Consider the following 16,848-nt stretch of genomic DNA (forward strand, 5'->3'; position numbering starts at 1 on the left):
GCCAGCATGACCAGCAGAAACGCGTTAGTATGGCACAAAAAATAAACTGAATAAATATCCAGTGTTTTTGCTATTCTGTGTGCCAAATAAAAATTGCGAGCCTGCTCTGAAGTGGGCACCGTCATTGTGACGTGATACAATTTTTGGCTTAGACTTTTAGCATCAACTCATCGGGAGACAGCAACATGGCCAGTCGTGGCGTAAACAAAGTGATTCTTGTCGGGAATCTGGGTCAGGATCCGGAAGTGCGCTACATGCCAAATGGTGGCGCGGTAGCCAACATTACGCTGGCCACGTCGGAAAGCTGGCGCGACAAGCAAACCGGTGAAAACAAAGAGATCACTGAATGGCACCGCGTTGTGCTGTTCGGCAAACTGGCTGAAGTGGCGGGTGAATACCTGCGTAAAGGCTCTCAGGTTTACATCGAAGGCCAGCTGCGTACCCGTAAATGGCAGGATCAGAGCGGTCAGGAAAAATACACCACCGAAGTGGTTGTTAACGTTGGCGGCACCATGCAGATGCTGGGTGGACGTCAGCAGGGCGCGAACGCAGGCGGCGCACCGATGGGCGGCCAGGGCGGCGGCAATAACAACGGTTGGGGCCAGCCACAGCAACCTCAGCAGCAGCCTCAGGGCGGCAACCAGTTCAGCGGCGGCGCACAACAGCGTCCGCAGCAGCAGAGCGCACCGGCGAACAACGAACCGCCAATGGACTTTGACGACGACATCCCGTTCTGAGTCAACGCTCACGCATAACTACTCGCTAAGGCCTCGTTTTACGGGGCTTTTTTGTATCTGGCTCTCAGGTTTCTCAATCAAAAGAAGGGACGCATTTCCCATCAAGGAGTGATAATGAAACAGCATCAGGCAGAAGTGTTATTAAAAACCGCACTGGCGGATGAGCAGGCTCAGTTTCGTCGTGGGCAGTGGGAAGCGATTGATGCTTTGGTCAATCATCGACAGAAATTATTGGTGGTGCAGCGCACGGGTTGGGGTAAAAGCTCCGTCTATTTTATCAGCGCCAAAATTTTTCGCGATCGCGGTATGGGTCCGACCATCATTGTTTCACCGCTACTGGCGCTGATGCGTAACCAAATTGAGTCGGCTCGTCGACTGGGTATTGTTGCTGAAACCCTCAATTCTTCGAACAGCAGTGCCTGGTCTTCAGTGACACAACGGGTGCTGGACAATCAGGTCGATTGTTTACTCATCTCTCCAGAACGTCTCGCCAATGATCAATTCATCGAAACCGTACTGCAGCCGATTGCCAACCGTATCGCGCTCATGGTGATTGACGAGGCGCACTGTATCTCCGATTGGGGGCACGATTTCCGTCCTGATTATCGGCGCATTGTCAGCATCTTGCGGCAACTACCGGCGAATACGCCAGTGCTCGGCACCACCGCTACCGCCAATAATCGTGTCGTTGCAGATATACAGCAACAGATGGGCGACATTGTGATTCAGCGCGGTGAGCTGATTCGTAAAAGTCTGGCGCTGCAAACGCTCATTTTGCCGAATCAGGCCTCTCGCCTTGCCTGGCTGGCGCAGGTCATTCCCTCTCTTCCGGGAACCGGTATCGTCTATACGCTCACCGTGCGGGATGCCGAGCAGGTTGCGGCCTGGTTACGCACGCAGCACATTGATGCGCGCGCCTATCATGGCAGCGTTGAGGCCGCTGGTTTCGACAGCAGCAACGACTATCGTCAACACCTTGAGACCTTGCTGCTAACTAACCAATTGAAAGTTTTGGTGGCGACCACCGCACTGGGAATGGGATATGACAAACCTGATTTGAGCTTCGTGCTGCACTATCAGGCACCCGCTTCCATTGTTGCTTACTACCAACAGGTAGGGCGTGCAGGACGTGGCATCGACCATGCGGTTGGCGTGCTGATGTCAGGCGGTGAAGATCGCGATATTCACCAGTTTTTCCGGCAGTCTGCTTTTCCAGCAGAAACTCAGGTATATGATATTTTGCAACTGCTGGAGGAGAGTGATGGGTTGTCGATTCGTGATATCGAACAGCAGACCAATCTGCGCCAGGGGCAAATTGAAAAAGTGCTGAAATTGCTCAGCGTTGAGAATCCTGCTCCGGTGATTAAGGTCAAATCCCAATGGCGGAGAACGCCGGTCGCTTATCTGCTGGATCGCGAACGTATCGTGCATCTGACGCAACAGCGCGAGCAAGAGTGGCAGGAGGTGCAGCGTTATATCTCACAGCGCAGTTGCCTGATGACGTTTCTGCGATTATCACTGGATGACACAGACCCCGTATCCTGTGGCAAATGTGCCAGCTGCCTCGGTCGACCTTTGATTGACCCGCAGGTGGATGCGACACTGGCTCATCAGGCAGCGACCTTTCTACAGCGCGCCGAAACGGTGATTTTGCCCAAAATTCAGGTGGCTGCTCAGGCATTTGAAGAGTACGGTTTTCGCGGCAATTTACCTGCCGCTCTGCGTGCGCAGGAAGGTCGGGTGCTTTCGCGCTGGGGAGATGCCGGATGGGGATCTCGCGTAGTGGCCGAGAAAGCAGCCGGTCATTTCAGTGATGAACTGGTTGCTGCCATAGTGGAAATGATTGAACAGCGCTGGCAGCCAGCACCTGCTCCACGGTGGGTTTGCTGCGTACCGTCGTTGCGTCAGCCTCAATTGGTAGCGGATTTTGCCCGCCGATTGGCACAGCGACTCGGCATACCCTTTGTCGATGCACTGCAGAAAGTGAAAGATAACCCTCAGCAACGTCTGCAGAATAATCGCTTCCATCAATGTCGTAATCTGGATGGCGCATTTTCCACCAGCGCTGACCTGCCTGCCACTGCCGTGTTACTGGTAGACGATATTGTCGATTCAGGCTGGACGATGGCAGTGACTGCAGCCCTGCTTCAGCAAGCGGGTAGCGGCATTGTCTATCCACTGGCGCTGGCAACCTCAACGGTGAAAGAGTGATGAATTTATCTCCTGTTGCACAGGCAACGCTTTTGTTAACCAGCGACTTCTCGCGCCAGAGTGAGGATGAGGTGAAGCCGCTAGGTAATGCTGAATGGGGGCGATTCGCCCTGTGGCTGAAACAACAATCTGCAACACCCGCCGATCTGCTCGGCTCTGGTGCTGATGTCATGCTAGCCAGCTGGGTTGATTCTCATATCACGCGCGAGCGTATTGAAGCGCTACTGAGCCGTGGACATAGCCTGGCGTTAGCGATTGAACGCTGGCAGCGTGCGGGGTTGTGGGTGTTAACACGTTCTGACGCTGAATATCCAAGGCTGCTAAAGCAACAGCTGCGCACTGACGCGCCGCCGGTGCTATTCGGCTGTGGTGATATCACTCTGTTAAATCACCCAGGCCTTGCGGTGGTTGGGTCAAGAAATGCCAGCGAGCGGGATTTAACGTTCAGTCGTCAGGTTGCGGCAAGAATTGTCTCTGCGAATATAAATCTGATTTCGGGTGGTGCACGAGGCATTGATGAAGCCGCGATGCTGGGCGCTTTGCAACATAACGGAGCCGTCATTGGTGTTCTCAGTGATAGTCTGCTCACCGCTGCGACCAGCGCCAAATGGCGTAAAGGTCTCATGGCAGGAAAGTTATTGCTGCTTTCGCCTTTCTATCCGGAAGCAGGCTTTACTGTGGGTCACGCGATGGCGCGCAATCGATATGTTTATTGCCTGGCGAAGAGTGCGTTGGTCGTACACGCGGGTCACAAGGGCGGTACGCTGGCTGGTGCGGAAGAGAATCTGCGCAAGAAATGGGTACCGTTGTGGGTTAAGCCGACCGACGATGTACAGGCCAGCAACGCCCAACTGGTCACACAGGGTGGGCAATGGTGCGCTGCTCACCCCGATGACATTGATGTTGCGCAATGGATGACGACTCATCGTCATCAGCCTTACCAGCAGGATGATCTATTGAGCGGCGCATGGCACACGATGCCCGACAAGATCGCGGATGCTAATGTGGCTCAGGAACCAGAAGGAATCTGGCATCCATCCGATTTTTACCTGATTTTTCAGGCGCAATTGCCTGCACTGGCCGCCTATCCGGTCACGATTGAAGATCTGGGCTTGCGAACCGGTCTGCATCAGATTCAGCTGACTGAATGGTTGCAGCGTGCGGAGCATGAGGGGCTGATTGAACAGCTGGCAGGATCAAACCGTTATCAATGGAAGCGTAAAATCTAGCTGCTGAATGCCGCCCATAATGGAAGCCGGACAATTCTGCCCGGCAAAGTGACTGCTAATGCGGCCGCCACTCCCGCAAAATTACCTCAGTATCACGCACTAACACCGGGTTGCCCGGCAGAATCAAATCCGCCCAGATTTCATTGTGCTGATTGATCTGCTGTTGTGCGGAAACGTAAGTCCGGTCAGCGGTGGTATGCGCATCGGCGGCAACGGTGATGTGATAGCCCAGGCTGGCACCCACTTTGATGGTGGTATCCACGCAGTAATCGGTCGCGCAGCCGCAAATCACAAAGCTCTCAATGCCATGTTGATCAAGCTGAGCCGCCAGGTCGGTTTGCCAAAAACTGTCACAGGCGGTCTTGTTAACGTAGATCGCGTTGGCTGGCTGATCCAATTCCGGCACGATCTGCCAACCTTCGCTGTTTACTTCGAGGCCTGGCTCAACGTGCTGAATGAAAATCACCTGATCGGCCGCTGCCGTCAGTTGATTGATGCGCTGACAACGTCCGTCACGATCAAAACGTGGCGAAGCCAGCACGCCGTTTTGCATATCCACTACCACGACAACCCGATTAGCCATCACTGCCTCCTTTATATAGAGGATGACAGTATCGCGATTGTTACGCATGCAGGTAAAGCAAATCTGTTTTGCATTTCAGCTCGCCGCCGCGCATGCTAATTAACCTGTTTTTAGGAGGTGTGACGTGAAGGTGGTTCCGGAAATCTTTCCTGATAAGTGCGATCAGGCGCAGTTCCAGCATTTTGCTGAACTGCCGGGTATCGAGCTGTATCAGGCGCACATCTCGCGTTACGCTTTTGAGCCGCATACCCATGAAGCCTTCGGTATCGGCACCATTGAATCGGGTGCACAGCGTTTTCGCTACCGCGGCACGCACTATACGGCACCGCAGCATTCACTGGTAATGATGAACCCTGATGAATTGCACACCGGGGAATCGGCCTGTGATGAGGGCTGGCGTTATCGCATGATCTATATTGATCCGCAGGAGATGGAGCGGCTTACCGGCGATCGTCACTGGTGGTTTAGTGAGGCGCTGCGCACAGATGTCCGCCTGGCGCAGCCCTTTTCCCAGCGACTGGCACAGATGTGGCAATCCACCAGCGCGCTGGAACGCGAGAGTCTGTTGCTGGAACTGCTGGAGCTATTACGCCCGCTGGCACATCAGGGAAAATCCCGACCCGAAGAGGGCGCCCATCGCTTTGATGCGGTAAAAGCCTATTTGCGTGAAAACCTGGCGGAGCCGGTTCGTCTTGATGAGCTGGCCGCCCTGGCGTCTTTGTCGCCGTGGCATTTTCTCCGCAGTTTTAAACACCACTTCCATGTTACGCCACATCAGATGCTGATGGCCTTTCGCCTGTTCGAAGCCAAGCAACGTTTAGGAATGGGAGAAAGCGCGGCTTCGGTAGCGGCGGCTGTTGGATTGACCGATCAGGCACACCTCACGCGCGCGTTTGCTCACCGTTATGGCATCACGCCAGGGCGTTATCAAAAGCAAGTTTTCCCCTCACGTTAACCGCAATCTGCTACAAGCCTTTATTATCCGGTTACGCCACACTGCGGCGGAAAGGTCATAAAGGAAAAGAGAATGTTTGCTGGAATCGTATTTGCACTTGCCGCAGGACTGATGTGGGGGCTGATTTTTGTCGGCCCACTGTTGATCCCAGACTATCCGGGCACCCTACAATCAGCCGGACGCTATGTGGCATTCGGTCTGGTCGTCTTGCCGCTGGCGTGGCTGGATCGCCGCCGTCTTAAACAACTGGCGCGCAAAGATTGGCTGGAGGCGCTGAAATTATCGCTGGTCGGTAATCTGCTCTATTACGCCTGCCTCGCCAGCGCTATCCAGCGCACCGGTGCGCCCATCTCGACCATGATAATTGGCACCTTGCCGGTGGTCATCACCGTGACGGCCAACCTTTGCTACGGCCATCTTGAAGGGCGACTTTCCTGGCGTAAACTCTTTCCGGCGCTACTGATTATTGCTGCTGGCCTGGGCTGCGTGAATGCCGCTGAGATGCAAATGCAGGGACCGGAATTTGACTGGTCGCGCTACCTGACAGGGCTGTTACTGGCGATTTTAGCGGTCGCCTGCTGGACCTGGTATCCGCTGCGCAATGGCATCTGGCTGCGCGCGCATCCACAGCATAAAGCCGGTAGCTGGGCAACGGCACAAGGGTTGGTGACCTTACCGCTGGCGCTGGTGTTCTATTTATTCGTGTGCGGTCAACTTTACTGGCAGCAGCCTGAGTTCGCTCTGCCATTTGGCCCACAGCCCACGCGTTTTCTCCTCATCATGCTGGCGATTGGGCTGATATGTTCATGGTTAGGCACGCTATGCTGGAATGCGGCCAGCCAGCGTGTGCCAACGGTCATCATGGGGCCGCTGATTGTGTTCGAAACGCTGGCGGGTCTGCTGTGGACCTTCCTCTGGCGACAGAGCTGGCCGCCGCTGCTCACTGGCATTGGTATTGGCTGTCTCATCGTTGGCGTAATCTATGCCATGCGTATTAAACCGCAGCCGAAAGTCAGCGCGCTTTAACATGAATTTCTGGCTGCTGAGTAGAGGGGCTCAGCAGCCCTTTCTTCAGTTTTTTTAGGAATTTGCCCCCTCTGTTTTGCGCTCCTCTTCGCCATTTATATCCTCAGTCACCACCGCGATATAACTTTCCCTCGCTTATCCTTGCCTGTTTTTACCCCACTTTGTCATAACTCATGTTGCATTCAGGGGGGCAATCCTGTCACTCCAGCGGGTGGAAACGAGGTGATAACCCGCGGGGAAGGGTAAAAAAAACGGCTTCGGGAGGGTTAAAAAGGTGTTCTATCTGCATTTTTATTGCGATTTGGCACTGAAAATCACCGCTTTAAGCCACCATTTTCTCAAGATGCTGCACCGGTGTTGAGAAACATCCGCTGAATTTGCATGAAAAAATGATTAAACACAGCGATGAATTAACGGGCGATATTTCCCATAAGTCGCCATTTTTTACTGTTATTGTTTAGGAGTGATAACGTTTCTAATCCGGAACAATCCTGGTGCGATTATCAGCGCATCACTCTGGCAAAATAGTGAGCTGTGATCATCACCTGAAGTGACAGGTCCAAAAAAAATAATAGTTTCTGTGAGGGCGATTACATGTCGTTGTTCATGATGGCTTAACAGATTTATCGGTATTCAGTCCTGATCATTAATATCAATTAAGTAATAAAACGAAGCGCCAATCTCACCGTAATGAGATTGGGCTGCGTATGAAAGGCTTGAATAGCGAGACTTTTGCTGATGTGAATCAATTTTACCGCAAAAAAGGAAGCAAATCCGCGATGATATTCATCAGGAAAAATTGGTGCGAATTGTTATGTTACGAACGCCGAATTAAATGATCTTCATCTCTTCTGGTAAGAACAAATCTCAGCATTAAGTCAAATAACAACGGTCTTAATGGTGTTAGCGATTATCGGAGCCTGAAGGATAGTGGTAAACGCTGCGGCTAATATCCAGCAAACGACAGCTGCGACGCGTTCCAATGTCGAAGGTGGTTTGAAGGAAGTTAACGGCTTGCCGCTTCTCATTTGTAGTGAAGAAGTTTTTCAGCACGCTTTGCAGCATCTCTTTATCGGAACTCAACGACTGCAGTTCACGGGTAAGGTTTTGTAGTTGATCCTCCAACTCTTTGATTTTTCTGCCTTCTTCTGAAGAAAGCCCAGAGAACTTTTTCTTCCAGCTGTAGAAGGTGGCCTCGGAAATGCCAAGCTCTTCACAAATCTCCCTGACTTTCACTCCCGTTTCAGAAGCTTTAATGGCATTTGTGATTTGCTCTTCGCTATATCGTGACTTTCTCATAAATGCTCTTACCTTTCTTATCAATTAGTGGATGAGAATTACTGTATTAATATCTGGTACTGCAAAAAGAGTATTAATGCAGTATTAAAGTGCGCGATTAGAATTGCGAGGTTTAAATTAAGTTATTTAGAATAAATATCATCATGGGATAAATCTTATTTTATTCTGAATGTCATTGAACGCCTTCCTGGCTTTGGGTTTTTGATATAGATTCATTCCATCCCAAATGCAGAAAAATACTACAATCATTGGAAATACGGCATAACCTGTTTGTGAAAATCACAGGGTGTGCCAGTAAACCTTTGCTTCGAATTCAGGCTGAAATCGTTTACATCCGCAGAGTTTCGCACCAGGTTTAATCGGAATTTTCCTGAATTCATTCAAAGAATCCTGACGGGAGTCTCATTTTTCGGACCAGTTTGGTTTGAAGTTATTAATTTAAGTCAGGCCCACTGAGCGCTTGTTAATTCATTTCAAGGACGTTGTACCGAAAGGCAGTTGCTGTAAGTAATACTAAGGATCAGTCGATGAAATTGAGCGTAATGTCTAATGCCGCCTGGATGATGTCTGAGAAGATCGTCTCGGTGTTTGGCGTCATATTTGTGACCTCCTACGTGGCGAAGTCATTTGGCCCGACCATATTCGGTCAGATGGCGTTTTCAACCTCGTTGTTCTCGATGGTACAGACCGTAGCGATTTTCGGTACCGAAACCATCCTGTTCAAACGCATCAGCAAAAGTGCGCCGAAAGGCCTGCGGCTGATGGCGGTGGCCCGCACCATGCGGTTGGTCTTGTTGTTGCTGACCTCCATCCCGGTGTTGATTTGGGTGTGGTACAACATGCAGGAAAATTTCCTCGCATTTGCCCTGGCCTCGTTTATCTCCTCCGTTTTTGTGACGCAGGATACGTTCAGCGTTTATAACAATGCGCGTCTGGCTTCCCGACTTAATACCGTGGCCAACTCGGTCGGCCTGCTCTTGGGCTTTACCCTGAGTTTCGCCATTGCCTGGCTGCATCTCAATCCCTTGTGGCTGACGCTGTCGATTGTCATGGTCACGCTGGTGCCGTACGTCATTAAACGGTCTAACTTTTACCGCGAAAACCAGGACATGGCGCCACCGCAGGAGAAGCGCAATACCTACCTGCGTTATCTGCTGTACGCCGGTTTACCGTTGGCAATTTCCAGCATCTTCATTTCCGTGCAGGTTAAGGCGGCCCAGATGTTTCTGGCGGGTATAGCCTCCGCTCGCGATCTCGGCCTGTTTGCTGCCGCCAATACCATTTCGGCGTCCTGGATATTCATTCCGGTTGCCATCATCACTTCCTGCTTCTCGGAGATCTTCCGGGAGCGCGGAGCAGCCGCCATCAAGCTCACTGCGCGGCTGAACGGCTATGTCATGGGTGTTTCATTGTTGTTGTTAGCGGTGATCGCGCTGTATGGCGAGCAAATCATCATCGCTTTGTATGGTCACGAGTACACACAGTCAGGGAGTCTCATTACGTTACTGTCGTTAGCAACCTGCTTTTCGGCAATGGGGACCGTAGCGTATCGCTACATGGTGAAAGAGGGCGGATTTAACTATCTGCTGAAGAAGATCATCTGCCTGATGGTGATCAGTCTGCCGCTGTCGTGGTGGCTGATCCAGGGCTACGGCATCATGGGTGCCGCCTGGAGCGTCTTCATCTCTGAACTTCTGTCCCTCACCGTAATGAATTACTTCTTCAATAACGGCGTCATTCAGAAGATTCAAGTTTCCTCACTCAACTACAAAACCTACAAATGAGGTCCGATATGCTCAAGTTGAAAGATGAACTCAGAAGAAGTGTCCAGTACTTCATCAAGAAGATGCCCTGGGCTTACCAGGACCGCATCTATTACTTTCATAAATTCCGTAAACTGCCCAATTTGCGTCAACCGAAAGTGTTTAATGAGAAGGTGCTGTACCGGAAATTCGTTTTTGGCGATTACCAAATCTATGGCCGCCTGTCGGATAAATATTCGGTGCGCGAATACATCGCCGAGAAAGTGGGCAGCGAATACCTGATCCCATTGGTGTATGAGACCAGCGACCCGCACTCGCTGCATACGCTGCCGAGTTGGAAGAACACGGTAATTAAGCCCAATCACGGCTCCAATATGGTGGAAATCCTGCTGGAAGAGCCGGATGCGCTGAAGAAGCAGAAAATTATCAGTGACTGCCATCGCTGGTTGAAGACCGACTTTGCCAATGAAGCGCGTGAGATTCACTATCGCTACATCAAGCCGCGTATCCTGGTGGAGCAGTACATTGGTGATGGCAAAACTGCGCCGATTGATTACAAGTTTCACATGTTCAACAAGCGTGACGGCAGCTTTGAATATGTGCTGCAGGTGATTTACAACCGATGTAACCCGTTACTGTCGATGAATTTTTATGTGAACAACCTCAATGAGGCGTACCACAAAATTCGCGATACCGGGCTGGATGTGAATCCACAAATGGCGCAGTTACAGCACGCATTAGCGCTCAGTAAAACCCTGGCGAGCGATTTTGATTATGTGCGTGTGGACTGGTATATCGATGGTGATCGGATTTACTTTGGCGAGCTGACGTTTACGCCAGGTGCCGGGTTAGTGACCGGGTTGGACCGTGGATTAAACCAGATGATGGGTGATATGTGGATTCAAGACCGCCGCGGTACGCAGATACCGGGTGTGACGGTGCCGGAAGTCGCTATTCCAGCCGTACTGAAGAAAATTTGAGTATCACACAGCAAAATAAAAAACCCCGCTTAGCGGGGTTTTTTATTGGCTGCGATTAAGGCATCGGCCAATCAGCAGGCGTCTGGCTCATCACTTCAACGAAGGCGTTTTTGGAGATTTCCATGAAGTTGTGCAGATTTTCCATGCTCAGGGTAATGCCGAGCAGGCCGGTGACAAACCAGCATGACATGCCTACACCAATACCGCCGCACATCAGTGCCATCACGTGGTGACTGTTCTGACGCAGTTTAATTTTCATGGTGCTGGCAAAGAACATCATGATGGCGCTGAGCAGCTCCCAACGCATGACGATTAAACTGGTGGTTAACGTAGCCATCTGCAAAAACCTCTTCAAATCAGTAATATCCCTGACATTGATTGGACATCACTGGCGGCAGAGAAGGAGGGTCAGGGAGGCCCTTCTGGCCGTCTTACGCGGGGGTAAATCTGTGACTTGGGTCACATTATATCACCCGATTTGAAAGTTTGAACAAAATTTATACCTGGTATGGTAGAAAGATTTTTATCGAAGCGGGGGAGATGGCAGAGGCAAAGCGGGAAGGTGCGCCCGTGAAGGGCGCGCAGAATGTCACTGAACCGGGCAGCACTCGCCGGTGGTGCGCTGGGCAAAGCTGTTCATGTTTTCACTGCAATCGAAACTCAGCAGACGCGGACGCTGAATCATCGCCTGACGGCGCATGGTGTGACGATAGGCGGTCGGCGTCTGGGAAAACTGACGGCGGAACACGCGCGAAAAAGTTTGCTGTGAATCGTAACCGTATTGCATCGCGATATCGAACACTGGACGCTGAGTCTGGCGTAACGCTTCAGCGGCCAGAGTCAGGCGGCGCTCACGAATATAGCCACCCAGCGTTTGTTTCGTCACGGTACGGAACATACGCTGCAGGTGCCATTTTGAGTAGCCGGATTTTGCTGCCACTTCGTCGATCGACAGGGCCTTATCCAGATTTTCATCGATCCAGTGTGTCAGTGAATGAATGATTTCCTGTTGCATCATAGCCTCATCCTTCTGAAAGGTTTATCGGGTTTGAAATTCGAAGTTTTGATGGGGTGCGAGTATAATTCCTCAAGTTAACTTGAGGTAAAGGCCCTAAATGAAAAAAGAACGCAATTACCCAAAACCGGTGTTAACGCCGGGTGAAGTGGCGAAACGTAGCGGCGTGGCCGTTTCCGCGCTGCACTTTTATGAAACCAAAGGTTTAATTTTCAGTTCGCGCAATGGCGGCAATCAACGGCGTTACAGCCGCGATGTGCTGCGCCGTGTGGCGATAATCAAGATTGCGCAGCGCATCGGTATTCCGCTGGCCACTGTCAGCGACAGTTTGATGCATGTACCAGCCAACAAGCGTATGTCGACACAGGAGTGGGATGCGCTGACGCAGCACTGGCGTGAAGAGCTGGATAAGCGTATCGAAACCCTGACGCGCCTGCGCAACGATTTGGATGGGTGTATTGGCTGTGGCTGCTTATCGATGCGCGATTGTCCACTGCGTAATCCCGGTGACCGTCTGGCGCAGCAAGGTTCGGGAGCGGTGTTACTCGACCCTGAGCAGGACGAGCATAAAGGTTAATCCGCTATACTTGCCGGGAGACTTTGACCGGCAAGGAAAACCGCATGATTACTGTTCACCATCTGGAAAATTCCCGTTCGCATCGCGTGTTGTGGCTGCTGGAAGAGCTGTCGGTGCCGTATCAAATTAAGCGTTATCAGCGCGAGGACACGCTGCTGGCGCCGGATTCATTAAAGAAGATTCATCCGCTGGGTAAGTCGCCGGTGATTACTGATGGCAATCGGGTGATCGCCGAGTCAGGGGCGATTCTGGCGTATCTGCAGCAGAAATATGATAGAGAGCATTTGTTCGCCATCACGGATGAGGATGAACAGATTCAGGCGCGTTACTGGCTGCATTACGCAGAAGGGTCGCTGATGCCATTGCTGGTGATGAAGCTGGTGTTTGGGCAACTCGGGAAGAAGCCGGTGCCGTGGATTTTACGTCCGGCAGGCGTGGCGTTGAGCAAAGGGATTCAGAAGGCCTGGTTGAACAAGCAGCTAAAACTGCACAGTGGCGTGATTGAGCAGCATCTTAGCCAGAATCGTTATTTCGCCGGGTCACGGTTTAGCATCGCCGATGTGCAGATGAGTTTCCCGCTGCTGGCGTTGCAAGTGCGGGGATCGTTGAAAGAGATGCCGGCCACCGCACGCTGGCTGGAATCGATGCAGCAACGTGCTGCCTGGCAACGCGCGATTGAGCAGGGCGGGGCGATTACGTTTAGTTAGTTTGTCGCTGCAGTGCTGTGGGTTGGGTGCTGTGAGTTGGGTACTATAGGTTGAGTACTGTGGGTTAGTCGTTGTGGGTTGGGTGCTGTGGATTATCGCTGTGAGTTGGGTGTCATGCCCAGCAAAGGCCCGCCCGATCGCAAAGGAATAACGCATCCATGCAGATCGGCCGCGCCGTCCATGGCGCGGACGCTTTGCTCTTCGGGCGGGCCTTTGCTGGGCCTCAAGTTAATTATCGCTTCATGAGGCATCCACCTCTTACCATCGGTGCAGTTGGGGAGGAAAACTGTGCGATGAATGAAAAATATTGATATTTTCCAGCCAGTTCCGACCCCTTAAGTTTCGCCAAAAGCAGTGTAACCACGTTGTTAACCCGCGCCAGTCTGCGCTTTATCCTGCCTGATAATCGATTAGTAGTTGAAAACCCCATAGCAAACGCCAGATAATCGTTTGCCTTTTTCCGTGTCCCCCTTTTACGACCTGGAATACGCGGCCACGTAAACGTTTGCCTCTTTTCTCTTTGAGAACCTTCACCAGGATGATGCGCAAACGCGGGCCGTGGGGCTCATTACATCTTAAAAAACGCAGAGGATTTACTATGTCTGGCGACTCACGCCCGGCCAGTGGAAAACTGGACGCCTGGTTCAACATCTCGGCACGCGGCAGCAGCGTGCGTCAGGAAATTTTGGCGGGGCTAACCACCTTTTTAGCCATGGTTTACTCCGTCATTGTCGTACCGGGTATGCTGGGTAAAGCCGGCTTCTCGCCGACTGCCGTGTTTGTAGCGACCTGCCTGGTCGCCAGCTTTGGTTCGATCATCATGGGATTGTGGGCCAACCTGCCCATGGCGATCGGCTGTGCGATTTCCCTGACCGCCTTCACCGCGTTTAGCCTGGTGCTGGGCCAGCACATTAGCGTCCCGGTTGCCCTTGGCGCGGTATTCCTGATGGGCTTGCTGTTCACGTTGATTTCGGTCACCGGGATTCGCGCCTGGATTTTGCGTAACCTGCCGATGGGCGTGGCGCACGGCACGGGAGTCGGTATTGGCTTGTTCCTGCTGCTGATTGCGGCCGATGGTATTGGCCTGGTTGTGAAGAACCCAGCGCCGGGCTTGCCGGTGGCACTCGGCCACTTCATCTCGTTCCCGGTGATTATGGCGCTGATCGGGCTGGCGGCCATCTTTGGTCTGGAAAAACGTCGTGTGCCAGGCGGAATTTTGCTGACCATCGTAGCGATTTCTGTGGTGGGTCTGATCTTTGATCCGGCTGTCACCTATCAGGGGCTATTCGCTATGCCGAGCCTGAAGGATGCCAACGGCCAATCCGCGATGTTTAGTCTCGATATCATGGGTGCGCTGCAACCGGTGGTGCTGCCAAGTGTGCTGGCGCTGGTGATGACCGCGGTATTTGATGCCACCGGCACCATTCGTGCAGTGGCGGGCCAGGCGAATCTGCTGGATAAAAACGGCCAGATCATTAACGGTGGCCGCGCGTTGACCACCGACTCCGTCAGCAGCCTGTTTGCCGGTTTAGTCGGTGCTTCGCCTGCGGCGGTGTATATCGAATCTGCAGCCGGAACGGCTGCGGGCGGTAAAACTGGCCTGACAGCGATTGTCGTCGGTCTGTTGTTCCTGTTGATTCTGTTTATGTCCCCGCTGGCCTATCTGGTTCCGGCCTACGCGACGGCGCCAGCGTTGATGTACGTTGGCCTGCTGATGCTGAGCAACGTGGCGAAGATTGACTTCAATGACTTTGTCGATGCGATGTCGGGTTTGGTCACTGCCGTGTTCATCGTCCTGACTTGCAACATCGTGACTGGCATCATGCTCGGCTTCGGCTCGTTGGTGATTGGCCGCCTCTTTGCGGGTGAATGGCGCAGGCTGAACGTGGGCACCGTGGTGATTGCTGTTGCCCTGGTGGCCTTCTACGCGGGTGGTTGGGCCATCTGACTTTTGAACGCGCTTATTTCCAGATAAGTCTCTTTCTGGTTCACGCCGCACGCAGGGTTGCCCCTTTGTGCGGCGTTTTGTTTTACACTTTCCTGCGCAACAACATCGCTTTAATGAAATTGATTCGCCTAAGGAAAGCATGGAAATCTTCTTTACTATTCTCATCATGACGCTGGTGGTGTCACTCTCCGGCGTGGCGGCGCGCATATTGCCGTTCCAAATTCCCCTGCCGTTGGTGCAGATTGCCGCTGGTGCATTGCTGGCCGTGCCGAGCTTTGGCCTGCATGTCGATTTTGACCCCGAACTGTTCCTCGTGCTGTTCATTCCGCCGCTGCTGTTTGCCGATGGCTGGAAAACGCCGATTAACGAATTCCTGCACCACGGACGCGAAATCATGGGCCTGGCACTGGTGCTGGTGCTGATTACCGTGGTCGGAATTGGTTATCTGATTTACTGGCTGGTGCCGGGTATTCCACTGATCCCTGCCTTCGCGCTGGCTGCGGTGCTGTCACCTACCGATGCCGTGGCGCTCTCCGGCATTGTCGGGGAAGGGCGCATCCCGAAAAAGATCATGTCGATTGTGCAGGGCGAAGCCCTGATGAACGACGCATCCGGCCTGGTATCACTGAAGTTTGCGGTCGCGGTGGCGATGGGCACCATGGTGTTTACCTGGGGTGGCGCCAGCGTGGAGTTCCTCAAAGTGGCGATCGGCGGTCTGGTCGCGGGTGTGGCGGTATGCTGGCTATATGGCCGTTCGCTACGTCTGCTGAGCCGCTGGAGCGGTGACGATCCGGCGACGCAAACCGTGCTACTGCTGCTGCTGCCTTTCGCCTCTTATCTGATTGCTGAGCATCTGGGCGTGTCAGGTATCCTCGCGGCAGTTGCGGCGGGTATGACCATCACGCGCTCTGGCATTATCCGCCAGGCACCGCTGGCGATGCGTTTACGTGCGAATAGCGTATGGCAGATGCTGGAGTTTGTGTTTAACGGCATGGTGTTCCTGATGCTGGGCCTGCAACTGCCGGACATTCTGGAAACTTCCGTCGCGCAAGCCAATGCCGATCCGAACGTCGAGCTGTGGATGCTGTTCACCGATGTTGCCCTGGTGTATGTCGCCTTGATGATTGTGCGCTTTGGCTGGTTGTGGATGATGCAACGTGCCAGTTTGCGTTTCCTGAAGAAGAAGCCGCTGGAATTCTCAAACTACTCATTCCGTGAGTTGCTCATCGCCTCTTTTGCCGGTGTGCGTGGTGCCATTACATTGGCCGGTGTGCTGTCGATTCCGCTGTTTCTTAGCAATGGCGAACCGTTCCCGGCGCGCTATGAGCTGGTGTTTATTGCCACCGGCGTGATTCTGTTCTCGCTGTTTGTCGGGGTGATTCTGCTGCCGATATTGTTACGCGGTATGGAAAGCACCGATAAATCGGGACATCGCCGTGAAATCCAGTATGCGCGTGCGGCAATGGCCAATGTGGCGATTGAGAGCCTGCACAAAATGGAGCAGCGACTGGAAAACGATGCAGAAGAGAATATCGATCCGGAACTGTTGAAAGAGGTCAGTTTGCGTGTGATTGGCAATCTGCGCCGCCGCGTGGTGGGCAAAGATGAGGTGGATCAGGCGCTGTTTGCCGAAAACCTGGAGCGTCGTTTCCGCCTCAATGCCCTGCGTGCCGAGCGCGCCGAGGTTTACCATCTGCGCGCGACGCAGGAGATCTCCAACGAGACGATGCAGAAGCTGTTGCGCGATCTCGACCTGCTGGAAGCGTTGTTGATTGAGAAAGAGGAGTAAGCACAGCTCAACAGCTAGCATATAGCGCC

15 protein-coding genes are annotated in these 16,848 nt (G+C 52.8%); 11 read left to right on the forward strand and 4 right to left on the reverse strand.

The window, feature by feature from the left end; translation table 11 throughout:
- Positions 1 to 185 precede the first annotated feature (185 nt).
- The 3 genes from ssb1 (at position 186) to JK231_RS16455 (ending at position 4,177) form a co-directional block, all read left to right on the forward strand.
- Positions 186 to 737 (forward strand): single-stranded DNA-binding protein SSB1, encoded by a 552-nt coding sequence (gene ssb1 / locus JK231_RS16445; protein ID WP_034826920.1) that lies wholly within the window; start codon positions 186 to 188, stop codon positions 735 to 737.
- Between the two features lie 114 nt (positions 738 to 851).
- On the forward strand, positions 852 to 2,948 hold the full coding sequence (locus JK231_RS16450; protein ID WP_211729078.1) for a RecQ family ATP-dependent DNA helicase: 2,097 nt from the start codon (positions 852 to 854) through the stop codon (positions 2,946 to 2,948).
- Positions 2,948 to 4,177 (forward strand): DNA-processing protein DprA, encoded by a 1,230-nt coding sequence (locus JK231_RS16455; protein WP_097118953.1) that lies wholly within the window; start codon positions 2,948 to 2,950, stop codon positions 4,175 to 4,177. Before JK231_RS16450 ends, JK231_RS16455 begins: the two co-directional genes overlap by 1 nt.
- A gap of 55 nt (positions 4,178 to 4,232) precedes the next feature.
- Here JK231_RS16455 and JK231_RS16460 read toward each other — a convergent pair whose 3' ends face one another.
- A complete protein-coding gene (locus tag JK231_RS16460) occupies positions 4,233 to 4,760 on the reverse strand; it encodes an isochorismatase family protein (RefSeq protein WP_097118954.1) in 528 nt (175 codons plus the stop codon).
- Between the two features lie 124 nt (positions 4,761 to 4,884).
- On the opposite strand from JK231_RS16460, the gene JK231_RS16465 reads away from it, so the two are divergent.
- Positions 4,885 to 5,715 carry an AraC family transcriptional regulator gene (locus JK231_RS16465; protein WP_211729079.1) on the forward strand — a complete coding sequence of 277 codons (831 nt, stop codon included), beginning with the start codon at positions 4,885 to 4,887 and terminating at the stop codon, positions 5,713 to 5,715.
- Between the two features lie 72 nt (positions 5,716 to 5,787).
- The gene (locus tag JK231_RS16470) at positions 5,788 to 6,741 is read left to right on the forward strand and encodes a DMT family transporter (protein ID WP_058960082.1); all 954 of its coding nucleotides are present in this window, start codon (positions 5,788 to 5,790) and stop codon (positions 6,739 to 6,741) included.
- Between the two features lie 903 nt (positions 6,742 to 7,644).
- Here JK231_RS16470 and JK231_RS16475 read toward each other — a convergent pair.
- Positions 7,645 to 8,040 (reverse strand): transposase, encoded by a 396-nt coding sequence (locus tag JK231_RS16475; RefSeq protein ID WP_097118957.1) that lies wholly within the window; start codon positions 8,038 to 8,040, stop codon positions 7,645 to 7,647.
- A 527-nt stretch (positions 8,041 to 8,567) separates the two neighbouring features.
- Here JK231_RS16475 and JK231_RS16480 point away from each other — a divergent pair.
- Together JK231_RS16480 and JK231_RS16485 are read left to right on the forward strand one after the other, a co-directional pair.
- The gene (locus tag JK231_RS16480) at positions 8,568 to 9,824 is read left to right on the forward strand and encodes a polysaccharide biosynthesis C-terminal domain-containing protein (RefSeq protein ID WP_058960083.1); all 1,257 of its coding nucleotides are present in this window, start codon (positions 8,568 to 8,570) and stop codon (positions 9,822 to 9,824) included.
- A gap of 8 nt (positions 9,825 to 9,832) precedes the next feature.
- Positions 9,833 to 10,783 carry an ATP-grasp fold amidoligase family protein gene (locus tag JK231_RS16485; RefSeq protein WP_034826903.1) on the forward strand — a complete coding sequence of 317 codons (951 nt, stop codon included), beginning with the start codon at positions 9,833 to 9,835 and terminating at the stop codon, positions 10,781 to 10,783.
- 55 nt (positions 10,784 to 10,838) lie between these two features.
- Here the strand turns inward: JK231_RS16485 and JK231_RS16490 are convergent, their stop codons facing one another.
- Together JK231_RS16490 and soxS are read right to left on the reverse strand one after the other, a co-directional pair.
- The gene (locus JK231_RS16490) at positions 10,839 to 11,120 is read right to left on the reverse strand and encodes a YjcB family protein (RefSeq protein ID WP_034826901.1); all 282 of its coding nucleotides are present in this window, start codon (positions 11,118 to 11,120) and stop codon (positions 10,839 to 10,841) included.
- A gap of 252 nt (positions 11,121 to 11,372) precedes the next feature.
- The gene (gene soxS / locus JK231_RS16495; RefSeq protein ID WP_034826899.1) at positions 11,373 to 11,801 is read right to left on the reverse strand and encodes a superoxide response transcriptional regulator SoxS; all 429 of its coding nucleotides are present in this window, start codon (positions 11,799 to 11,801) and stop codon (positions 11,373 to 11,375) included.
- A gap of 97 nt (positions 11,802 to 11,898) precedes the next feature.
- Here soxS and soxR point away from each other — a divergent pair, with 97 nt between their 5' ends.
- From soxR to JK231_RS16515, 4 genes are all read left to right on the forward strand, one after another.
- Positions 11,899 to 12,375 (forward strand): redox-sensitive transcriptional activator SoxR, encoded by a 477-nt coding sequence (gene soxR / locus JK231_RS16500; RefSeq protein ID WP_034826898.1) that lies wholly within the window; start codon positions 11,899 to 11,901, stop codon positions 12,373 to 12,375.
- Between the two features lie 44 nt (positions 12,376 to 12,419).
- Positions 12,420 to 13,082 (forward strand): glutathione S-transferase, encoded by a 663-nt coding sequence (locus JK231_RS16505; protein WP_211729080.1) that lies wholly within the window; start codon positions 12,420 to 12,422, stop codon positions 13,080 to 13,082.
- Between the two features lie 598 nt (positions 13,083 to 13,680).
- Positions 13,681 to 15,030: an NCS2 family permease gene (locus JK231_RS16510; protein ID WP_211729081.1), complete on the forward strand. Its 1,350-nt coding sequence runs from the start codon at positions 13,681 to 13,683 to the stop codon at positions 15,028 to 15,030.
- A 139-nt stretch (positions 15,031 to 15,169) separates the two neighbouring features.
- Positions 15,170 to 16,819 carry a Na+/H+ antiporter gene (locus JK231_RS16515; protein ID WP_097118961.1) on the forward strand — a complete coding sequence of 550 codons (1,650 nt, stop codon included), beginning with the start codon at positions 15,170 to 15,172 and terminating at the stop codon, positions 16,817 to 16,819.
- The last annotated feature ends 29 nt before the right edge of the window (positions 16,820 to 16,848 follow it).

Origin of the sequence: Pantoea sp. JGM49 (assembly GCF_018257655.1) — a bacterium.
GTDB lineage: Bacteria > Pseudomonadota > Gammaproteobacteria > Enterobacterales > Enterobacteriaceae > Pantoea > Pantoea communis.